The organism is Nocardioides pakistanensis (assembly GCF_054781215.1).
The window spans coordinates 1-9,206 of record NZ_BAAGUV010000006.1; the positions used below are offsets into that span (position 1 = coordinate 1).

General features: G+C 69.3%; 9 protein-coding genes and 1 riboswitch. Of the genes, 3 read left to right on the plus strand and 6 right to left on the minus strand.

What is annotated here, in order from left to right; translation table 11 throughout:
* Positions 1-1,186, plus strand: a 1,186-nt coding sequence (cbiE, locus tag ACYVIH_RS02905) for a precorrin-6y C5,15-methyltransferase (decarboxylating) subunit CbiE (RefSeq protein WP_460865797.1), incomplete at its 5' end; no start/stop codon positions are given.
* Here cbiE and cobM read toward each other — a convergent pair.
* From cobM to ACYVIH_RS02935, 6 genes are all read right to left on the minus strand, one after another.
* Complete coding sequence (cobM, locus tag ACYVIH_RS02910) at positions 1,176-1,931, minus strand: precorrin-4 C(11)-methyltransferase (RefSeq protein ID WP_460865799.1); 756 nt, start codon at positions 1,929-1,931, stop codon at positions 1,176-1,178. The genes cbiE and cobM overlap by 11 nt on opposite strands.
* Positions 1,928-3,457, minus strand: coding sequence for a precorrin-3B C(17)-methyltransferase (cobJ, locus tag ACYVIH_RS02915; protein ID WP_460865801.1), 1,530 nt, complete (start codon positions 3,455-3,457; stop codon positions 1,928-1,930). Before cobJ ends, cobM begins: the two co-directional genes overlap by 4 nt.
* Complete coding sequence (locus tag ACYVIH_RS02920) at positions 3,454-4,119, minus strand: precorrin-8X methylmutase (protein ID WP_460865803.1); 666 nt, start codon at positions 4,117-4,119, stop codon at positions 3,454-3,456. Before ACYVIH_RS02920 ends, cobJ begins: the two co-directional genes overlap by 4 nt.
* A complete protein-coding gene (locus tag ACYVIH_RS02925) occupies positions 4,116-4,961 on the minus strand; it encodes a nitrite reductase (protein WP_460865805.1) in 846 nt (281 codons plus the stop codon). Before ACYVIH_RS02925 ends, ACYVIH_RS02920 begins: the two co-directional genes overlap by 4 nt.
* A 56-nt stretch (positions 4,962-5,017) precedes the next feature.
* A riboswitch (cobalamin riboswitch) is annotated at positions 5,018-5,201 on the minus strand.
* A 369-nt stretch (positions 5,202-5,570) separates the two neighbouring features.
* Positions 5,571-6,020 (minus strand): transposase, encoded by a 450-nt coding sequence (locus ACYVIH_RS02930; RefSeq protein ID WP_460865807.1) that lies wholly within the window; start codon positions 6,018-6,020, stop codon positions 5,571-5,573.
* A gap of 339 nt (positions 6,021-6,359) precedes the next feature.
* The gene (locus tag ACYVIH_RS02935) at positions 6,360-7,388 is read right to left on the minus strand and encodes a TerC family protein (RefSeq protein ID WP_460865809.1); all 1,029 of its coding nucleotides are present in this window, start codon (positions 7,386-7,388) and stop codon (positions 6,360-6,362) included.
* Between the two features lie 279 nt (positions 7,389-7,667).
* Between ACYVIH_RS02935 and nhaA the strand changes: the two genes are divergently transcribed.
* Together nhaA and ACYVIH_RS02945 are read left to right on the plus strand one after the other, a co-directional pair.
* Entirely contained in the window at positions 7,668-8,618 is a 951-nt protein-coding gene (gene nhaA, locus ACYVIH_RS02940) for a Na+/H+ antiporter NhaA (protein ID WP_460865813.1), read from the plus strand.
* Positions 8,576-8,890 (plus strand): Na+/H+ antiporter NhaA, encoded by a 315-nt coding sequence (locus ACYVIH_RS02945; protein ID WP_460865816.1) that lies wholly within the window; start codon positions 8,576-8,578, stop codon positions 8,888-8,890. Before nhaA ends, ACYVIH_RS02945 begins: the two co-directional genes overlap by 43 nt.
* Positions 8,891-9,206 lie beyond the last annotated feature (316 nt).

Sequence of the window (9,206 nt, forward strand, 5' to 3'; positions counted from 1 at the left end):
TGACGGCTGGGACGGTGTGTCGGAGGTCGGCCGGGCCTGGGTCGAGCGAGCCCGCGTGGTGCTCGGTGGACGCCGGCACCTCGACCTTCTCCCCGACGTGCCGGGCCAGCGCCGCGAGCCCTGGCCCTCCCCGCTGCGTGACCGGCTGCCAGCACTGCTGGCATCCCTGGCCGACGAGGCAGCCGTCGGGCAGGTCGTCGCCTTGGCCTCCGGCGACCCGCTGGTGTCCGGGGTCGCCACGACCCTCATCGACCTGCTCGGGGCCGACGAGGTGACTGTCGTCCCGGCGATCTCCTCAGTCGCGCTCGCACGGGCGGCGATGCGCTGGCCGGCAGAGAGCCATGCGGTCGTCAGCGTGGTGGGTCGCGACGTCGCGCTGGTGCGCCGTGAGCTCGCCCCTGGTCGACGGATCCTGGTGCTCTCGTCCGATGAGCACACCCCGAGGGACATTGCGGCGCTCTTGGTCGCCGAGGGGTACGGCGACAGTGAGCTCACCGTGCTCGGTGAGCTCGGCGGGCGGGAGAAGAGCTCGTTCCGGTTCGAGAGCGCCGTCATCCTCACCGGCACGGAGCTCGACCTGCCTCGGCTAAACATCGTCGCGATCGACTGCGTCGGCCCGCGCCTCGGCGGTTGGGTTGCCGGTCTGCCCGACGACGCCTTCGAGCACGACGGCCAGCTGACCAAGCGCGACCTGCGCGCCAGCGCTCTTGCCCGGCTCGCCCCGACCCCGCGCGAGCACCTGTGGGACGTCGGCGCCGGCGCCGGCTCGGTCGGGATCGAGTGGATGCGCGCCCACCCGTCCTGCACAACGACGGCAGTCGAGGCGGACGCCGACCGTGCCGCGCGGATCCGCCGCAACGCCACGAGTCTCGGCGTGCCGGGGCTCGAGGTCGTGCGCGGACAGGCCCCCGGCGCGCTCGGTGAGCTCCGCGCGCCGGACGCCATCTTCGTCGGCGGCGGCGCCACCCGCGACGGCGTGATCGACGCCTGCCTGGCGGCACTCCGACCGGGTGGCCGGCTCGTCGTGCACGGTGTGACGCTCGAGACCGAGACGCTGCTCGGTCGGCTCTACCGGGAGCACGGCGGCGAGCTATCCCGCATCGCCGTCGAGACTACGGCGCCGATCGGCTCTTTCACCGGGTGGACGCCCTCGCGCGTGGTCACCCAGTGGGCGCTCACCGTTTGACGGAGCGGTCGCGGGCCGCGTCGTAGAGGTAGGAGTCGCCGCCCTCGCGGGTCAGTGCCCAGCCGACCAGGATCACGGCTGCCTGGCGCAGCCCTGCCGCCTCCACGACGTCCGCAATGGTTGCCACCGTGCCCCGCATCAGCTGCTCCCCGGGCTGGCTGGCACGGTAGACGACGGCCACCGGGCAGTCCTCGCCGTACTCCGGTTCGACCTCGGCCATCAGCTCGCGCACCCGCGTGATCGCCAGATGCAGCACGAGCGTCGAGCGGGTCGCAGCGAACGCCGCCAGCGACTCGGACTCCGGCATCGCGGTGGAGCGGGCCTGGGTGCGGGTCAGCACCACCGACTGCGCCACCAGCGGCACCGTCAGCTCGCTGCCGACCAGCGCAGCGGCGGCAGCATAGGCGGGCACCCCGGGCGTCACCGACCAGGCAACCCCGGCAGCATCGAGCCGGCGGGTCTGCTCGTGCAGCGCGGAATAGAGCGACGGGTCGCCGGAGGTCAGCCGCACCACCGTCTGCCCCGCGCCGGCTGCGCCGACCATCCGCGCGACCATCGTGTCGAGGTCGAGGTCTTGGGTGTCGACGAGCTCTGCGCTCGGGTTGACGTGGGCGAGCACGTCGGGGTCGAGGTAGGTGCCGGGGTAGAGCACCAGGTCCGCCTGCGCCAGCAGGTGCGTCGCGCGCACGGTCAGCAGGTCGGCCGCGCCCGGTCCGGCGCCGACGAAGTGGACGGCAGCGCTCACCGCACATACCTCGGCGTCCACACGCCGGCGCGGCTCACCCGCGTGCTCTCGGCACCGACGATCAGCAGGCACTTCATGTCGATCGTCTCCGGGTCCAGGTCGGCCAGCGTCGTGACGGTCAGCGACTCCTGGTCGCGCCCGACGTCGCGCCCGACGATGACGACGGTCTCCGGCTTGCGGTGTTCCAGCAGGACGCGGTGGGCGGTGGCTATCTGCTCGGTCCGGGAGCGGGAGGCCGGGTTGTAGATCGCGAGTACGAGGTCGGCGTCGGCGACGGCGCGGAGGCGCCGTTCCACGACCTCCCACGGCTTGAGCCTGTCGGAGAGCGAGACGACGGCGAAGTCTGCCCCGATGGGCGCACCGGCACGGGCGGCCACCGCCTGAACGGCGCTGACCCCCGGCAGCACGCGGATCGGCACGCCCGCGTACGTCGGGTCCTCGGCAGCCTCGAAGACGGCTGCCGCCATCCCGAACACGCCAGCGTCGCCACCTGAGACGACCGCGACCCTCTCCCCCGCCTTGGCCAGGTCGAGCGCGACACGAGCGCGGTCGACCTCTACTGTGTTGCCCGATGCGTGGCGGGTCACCCCGGCACGCTGCGGGACGCGAGCCACGTACGGGGCATAGCCGACGACGTGGTCGACCTCGCCCAACGCCGCCGACACTTCTGGCGTGAGCCAGTCGTCGGGGCCGGGACCGAGGCCGACGACCAGGAGCTCAGCGGTCCGCTCGTCGTCCGTCGCGGCGGATCCACTCGGCTCCGCGTCGCGAGCGCGCAGCCGGTCGGCGGTCGGCCGGCTGGCGGTGTCGCCGGGGACCACGATCAGGGAGAAGTAGGGCACGGAGTCCGGGTCGACCTCGGCGACGGGCAGCCAACGCTCCTCGGGTTGGGACGCCCGCTCGACGTACCAGGCGCCGTCGAGCCGCCCGGATTGCGCCAGCGCTGAGCGCACGGCCGGGAACGTCCGGCCGAGCTTCATGATGACGGCGGCCTCGGTGTCGGCCAGCCGTCTCGCGAGCTCCGGCTCGGGCAGGGTTCCGGGGAGGACGGTCAGGACATCTGTCTGTCGAACCAGCGGGCCGGAGCTGCCAGAAATAGCCGCTGTCGCCGCCGCGAAGGCAGGCACGCCCGGCACCACCTCGGTCGGGTAGATCTCTTTGAACCGGTCGTGCAGGTACATCGACGAGCCGTAGAAGAGGGGGTCGCCTTCCGAAAGCAGGACTACGTCGCGACCCTCGTCGAGGTGAGCCGAGAGCCGTACCGCGCAGGACTCGTAGAAGTCGGCCATCGCCCCGACATACCCACCGGGATGGCCCGTGGTCCCGGTGGTGACCGGATAGCGCAGCTCCTCCTCGATCACCTCGGCCGGAATGACGCCGTCGGCAATGCGACGCGCGTGGGACTTCTTCTTCACGCCCGCGTGGTACGCGACGACGTCAGACGCGCCGATGATCCGGGCGGCCTTGAGCGTCATGAGCTCCGGGTCGCCGGGACCGATGCCGACGACCGTGAAACGGCCGGTCATTCTGCCTCCTGGGCGAGTGCGTTGAGCGCTGACGAGGTCATCGCCGATCCACCGCGACGGCCACGGACGGTGACGTAGGGGATGTCGACGCCGTGCTCGAAGTGGAAGTCGACGAGCGCCTGTTTGGACTCGGCCGCACCGATGAAGCCGACAGGGCAGCCAACGATCGCCGCAGGCCGCGGGCCACCGTCGAGAATCATCTCCAGCAAGTGAAACATCGCGGTCGGAGCGTTGCCGATCGCTACAACGGCACCGTCCAGCCGCGGCTCCCACAGCGACACGGCGGCGGCGGTACGGGTGGTGCGCCACTCGCGGGCCAGCCCGGGCACCCGCGGGTCGTTGAGCAGGCAGACGACGTCGTTGTCCTTCGGCAGTCGGCTCCGGGTAACGCCGGTCGCGACCATGGTCGCGTCGCACAGGATCGGCGCGCCCGACTCCAGCGCGGCCCGGGCAGTCGACACCATCTGCGGATGCACGATCAGGTCATCAGCGAGGTCGACCTGCCCGCTGCCGTGGATCATGCGGACGGCGAGCTTCTCGGCATCGGCCGGCACCGCCCGCAGGTCGGCCTCTCGCCGGATGGTGGCGAATGAGTCGACGTAGATGGCCGGCCCGGAGTCGACGTACTGGTAGCGGCGCGTTGGCCTGCGCAGGTCGGTCATCTGCTCTCCTCGGGAATGAGCACGCCACGCCACGGTGTGACAATCACGTGATCGACTGCTGCGGTCAGGTCTTCGATGGCTTGGCGGTCGAGACCGGTCTCGGAAACCTCGACATGACGCCCACCGGGCACCACCCCGAAGGGCAACGGTTCCGCCGGGTCAGGAAGGCCCGGATCGGGCGCTCGCGGTACGACGAGGGGCTCGGCCAGCTCCGACACGTGCCAGGCCGCGCCCGGCCCGCGCCCTCGGCGTACGACGAACTCATGCGCTAGCTCCGCGATCCGCCCTGCCGCCTCCGCGAGCGGCACGGTCGCGCCCCACTCGGTCCCGATCCGTAGCTGAACCCGGCTCGAGTCCAGCGCAACCAGCCCTAGATCGCAGCTGCGAGCAAGAAGGTCGCCGCGTCCGTCGTCGAGCACGAACAGGAACCGGCCGGGCAGGGCCGCGAGGTCCGGGTCAGCGCACAGCCGGTCGTCGAGCTCGCATGCAACTGCCCGGAGGTCGGCGCGACCACCCGCCAGGCCGGTTTGCGGGGACACCATCACATTGCGGGCCAGTTCATGGGTCCTGGTCGGCAGGAGGCCGGTTCGCTCGAGGGCGGCGAACGCCGCTGAAGACAGCCGGCCTTCGGAGCCGGGAAAGGCGCGCACCTGAAGGTTCGCCCGCGACGTCGTGTGCACGCGTCCGTCGCCGTACTCCTCTGCAACCTCGACGAGCGACCTCAGCGCTGTCGAGGGAACTCTGCCCCCGATCAGCCGAAGCCGGACGAGAAGTCCGTCGGCCGCCTGCCACGGTCGGAGGGCGCCGGGACACCGGTCGGCGCGAGTGCGGGAGGCTGACACTGCCAGGACCTATCTGGTCAGGGACCCTGTCGCGGAGTCCACGTACGACCTGGCGACGGTTGTCACCAGTGCCAGCAGGTCTTCGGACTCGGGATCAACCGGGGCGAGGCACCTTCCCAGAGCATCGCTCCAGTGGCGTGTTGCCTCGCCCGTCACCCTTACCGCTGCGCGTCAGTCCCGGAATCTCACCGGGTTCCCTGACTCCACGGGTGGAGTACGACTGGCGCCCACACACTAGCGCCTCCCACTCACGCGACCGATAGGGCGCCCGCGGAGACCTCCGCCCCGCTTTGCTGCAGGGCTGCCAGGGTGCGGATCCGTCATCGCCGGGACCGCTCTGACCAGGCAGTGAAAGATGTTGGAAGACGAGAGCCAACGAGAACCACGACATCTGATCCCGCGTGGGCTAAGTCAGCCGCCTCCAACGTCCCGAGACATCGGCGCCATTCCGGTCACGCCTCTGTTCGCTGGCCATGTTCCGCGTCTTCACCTGGACCCCGTCGGGCCGCGCCTCGTTTGGCGACCACCGGAGGTTTCTGGGTCACGAGAGCGTCACACAAGCCAGTATGGCTCAAATAGCGAGTGACCCGTGACCTGCGTTTCCGCGGGTCACGGGCCAGTTATCAGCAGCGGGGGCAGGATTTGAACCTCGCAGTGCTCTCCCGGACCCGTCTCTGCGCCAGCAAGGCGCTGAGCGTCTGCGACGAGCTGTCGATAGATGGCGTCGGAGATCTTGCGCTTGAGACAGCGCAGTGCCTCCAGGGGCTTCTTGCCTTCAGCCCGCTTGCGTCGGTAGTAGGCCCGGCCGTCGGTGTCGAGGCGCAACTGGGTGACCGCGGCGATGTGGGTCATGTGGTTCATCCGGCGGTTCCCCGCTCGCGACAGCCGGTGACGGTTCTGCTCCCCGGAGGACGCATCTAGTGGCGCGGTACCGGGCCAGGAGACGAACCGGTTGCGGTCAGCGAAGCGAGCAACGTCGCCGACGTCGCCCAGGATCCGTGCGGCCACCACGGGCCCGACGCCGTGGATGTCCGTCAGCGTCGAGCCGCGGGCGAGCACGATGGCCTTGAGCTCAGCGGTCCTTCTTGATCTTCGCCTCGACGGCGATCAGGTCGGCGAGCTCGTCGGCGGCGATGCGGCGGCGGGTCCTCCCGGCGACGTCACGCGGCCGGACCGACGCAAGCATGGCCTTGGCCTGGGCCGGTGGTGATGTCCCGTTTGGCCTGTCCTGGCAGGAGTTCAGCCGACAGAGCCTGCAGCCGGTCGACCGTTTGGACTCGACGTCGGGTCAGGGCTTCTCTTCCGTCGGTGAGCATCCGCAGCGCCTCGAGCTCGCCGTCGACCTGCAGCACCCGCAGGGTCTTGGTGCGAAACTTCAGAGGGGATGGTGGCCTCTGCTCACTTCGATTCCGGGATCTCGGAGACCTGCGCAGGTTCCTCGGCCTTGCGGCTCGCCACCAGGCTTGTGATGGTGGTCAGCGTCAAGACTGCGACGATCACGCCGAGGGACCACAGTGTGGGTATCTCGGGGACTGAGGGCCACTGCATGTGTGCCCAGTGCAGCGCGAGCTTGGCACCGATGAAGGCGAGGATCGCCGCGAGTCCGTAGCCGAGGTGTACGAGCTTGCTGAGTGCACCCTCCAACACGAAGTACAGGGCACGTAGCCCGAGGAGTGCGAACGCGTTCGTCGCGAAGACCAGGAACGGGTCGCCGGTGATCCCGTACACCGCGGGAACCGAGTCGACCGCGAAGACGATGTCGGTCGCCAAGACCGCGACGACCACCAGCGCGAACGGGGTGAGAGCACGGCGCCCGTCTATCCGGCCGAACATCCGCGGACCCTCGTAGTCGGCGGTCACCGGCATGAACCGGCGAACGAACCGCACGCTGCGAATGTGCTCCACCTCCACGACGTGTCCAGCGCCGGTGAGGGTGTCCTTCAGGATCTTGACGGCAGTCACCACCAGGATCAGCCCGAAGACCAAGAACATCCAGTCGAACCTCGCGAGCGCCGCAGCACCGAGCGCGATGAAGATCGCGCGCAGGACGAGAGCCCCGATGATCCCGTAGAGCAGCACCCGCTGCTGCAACGCCCGAGGCACCGCGAAGGCACCCAGCAGAAGCATGAACACAAACAGGTTGTCGACACTGAGCGACTTCTCGACCAGGTACCCGGTGAGGTACTCCAAGCCGCGGTCCGTGCCGAAGGCCCACCAAATGTAAGCGCCGAAGGCCAACGGCAGCGCGACGTAGAACGCCGACCAACCGATCGCCTCCCTCATGGAGACCTCGTGCGGCCGACGGGTGATGACGAAGTCGAGGGCCAGCAGCACAATCACCGCACCGACGGTCACCACCCACAGAGTCGGGGTCGCGACTGAAACCAGGGTGGGCTGGAGGGGGTCGGCGGGCGCGGCGTAAAGCACGGGTCTCCTTGGTGCACGTCTCCGGGATGATGGACCCACCAGGGGTACCCACGTGACGTATTGAGCATTCGCCGCCCACGTTGTGGGGGCGGTTGCCCGCGTGCACGGGCACGTATCTGCCAACCCCATGTTTTCGGGGCTCTGGCGCGGAGCTTCCCTCGTAGGTGATTGGCGCAGGCCTTTGGCTTCCGTCGCGCGTTCGGATCACCCCGCCGGGGTAACAACGAGGGCAATGCAGCAGCCCAAACGTGAAACGAGCGCGAGAACGGAGCACCCCCGATGGCTACCAACCGGAAGGCCGGAACGCGGGCGCCCGGTGCCCTGCAGGAGTTCTTGCACAGCGAGGCCGCCGGCGGCATCGCTGTGGTGATCGGGACACTCATCGCAGTGGCGTGGGCCAATAGCCCTGCCGCGGAGTCCTACACCTCGTTCTGGGGGCACTACCTCACGTTGGGGTGGGGCGAGGCCGCATTGACGGAGAATCTGCAGCACTGGGTGAACGACGGCCTGATGGCGATCTTCTTCTTCGTTGTTGGGTTGGAGATCAAGCGCGAGCTCGCCGTCGGTGAGCTGCGAGATCGCCGTGCCGCAGCCCTGCCCGCTGCCGCAGCGCTCGGCGGGGTCGTCGTCCCAGCGCTGATCTTCCTGACGCTGGCCCGTGGGGAGGCCGCGGCGGGATGGGGCATCCCGATGGCTACCGACATCGCGTTTGCCGTCGGTGTCCTCGCGCTGCTCGGCGACCGAGTGCCGGCCGGCGCCAAACTGTTGCTGTTGTCGGTGGCCATCGTCGATGACATCATCGCGATCGTTGTCATCGCGACCGTCTACACCGACACGGTCTCGCTTGCATGGCTCGGTGGTGCGGCCGCCGGGCTCGGCGCGGTGCTTGTACTGCGGTCGCTCAGAGTGCACGCCATCTCGCCATACGTCCTCGTCGGCATCGTGGTGTGGGTGGCGACGCTGGAATCCGGTGTCCACGCCACGATCGCCGGCGTCGCCCTCGGGCTGCTCACCCCAGCCGGGGAGATCGCCGGCCGAAGCGTGCTGAACACCCTCGAGCATCGGCTCCACCCCTGGTCGGCGTTCGTGATCGTGCCCCTGTTCGCGGTGGCCAACGCCGGCGTCGATTTCGGCGGTGGACTACTCGGCGAGGCCGTCGGCAGACCTGGGCCATCGCTCTCGGCCTGGTGGTTGGAAAAATCGCAGGCATCGGCACAGCCGTGTGGCTAGCGGTCCGCACGGGGTTCGGACGACTGCCAGCAGGCGTCACGCCGCTGCACGTACTCGCCGTCGCCGCCGTGGCCGGCATCGGCTTCACTGTCTCGCTGTTCATCGCCGACCTCGCCTATGACGACCCCGCGCTGACTGAGACCGCCAAGGTCGGCATCTTCGCCGGCTCGGTGCTGGCCGGCGTCATCGGAGCGACAGTCATGCTGCTCGCCGGACGACGCGCCAGGTCCACTCAGATCTCGCCCGCTGACGAGGCGCCGGAGGCACGCTGACTCAGACGGAACACCGGGCAAAGGGTCCGGGTTTGCCGCAAAGAGTCAGTCCCAGCGGGCACTGCGCGTTTGCGGAGTCGCACGCCAGCCGGCGCGGATCCTTCGCAGATCACAGGGCACAGCACAGTCTCGGAGGGCAATACGGTCTAGTCGGACACCGTAGGGTCGAGACATGGTGAGCGACCTGCTGCCCCTCTTGACGGCCGCCGAACCCGAGGGCCTCCTGCCGGCGCGGCAGCAGATGGCGCTGGGGGCCTGACCCCGGATCTTGGACACGCTGAATCCAGCATCGTGCTGGGGAAGCGAGAAGATCTGT

Bases quoted from the DNA above. Each gene is read 5' to 3' on its own strand.
- cobJ (WP_460865801.1), bottom strand. From the start codon at position 3,457: ATGACCGGCCGTTTCACGGTCGTCGGCATCGGTCCCGGCGACCCGGAG.
- ACYVIH_RS02920 (WP_460865803.1), bottom strand. From the start codon at position 4,119: ATGACCGACCTGCGCAGGCCAACGCGCCGCTACCAGTACGTCGACTCC.
- nhaA (WP_460865813.1), top strand. From the start codon at position 7,668: ATGGCTACCAACCGGAAGGCCGGAACGCGGGCGCCCGGTGCCCTGCAG.